Origin of the sequence: Dysgonomonas sp. 511, assembly GCF_010501105.1 — a bacterium.
Classification (GTDB): domain Bacteria; phylum Bacteroidota; class Bacteroidia; order Bacteroidales; family Dysgonomonadaceae; genus Dysgonomonas.
The window spans coordinates 1-213 of record NZ_QVMQ01000103.1 but is presented as its reverse complement, the minus strand read 5'-3'; the positions used below and the strand labels follow the sequence as shown (position 1 = coordinate 213).

The window sequence follows — 213 nt, the reverse complement described above, 5'->3', positions numbered from 1 at the left end:
CTCCAGTCATTTACTGTCGATGCGGCTAAATGGACTCCGCTTCGTTTAAACATCTCCAGCTGACGATAGTAAGGTTGATGGTCCTGGTATTTACTAATCAGCAGGTTTGCCAGTAAGGATGCTCCGGCATTACTTCTTGGCAGAGGTAAAGATGGAAGTTCCGCCATAATAATACCGGCCCCTCCGGGTAAAGCATATTTTTTACGGATAATC

General features: G+C 45.5%; 1 protein-coding gene. It reads right to left on the bottom strand.

Features of this window, described 5'->3' with window-relative positions; genetic code table 11:
* Window positions 1–213: transposase (locus D0T57_RS15455; protein WP_255490640.1), on the bottom strand; the 213-nt coding region annotated here is incomplete at both ends.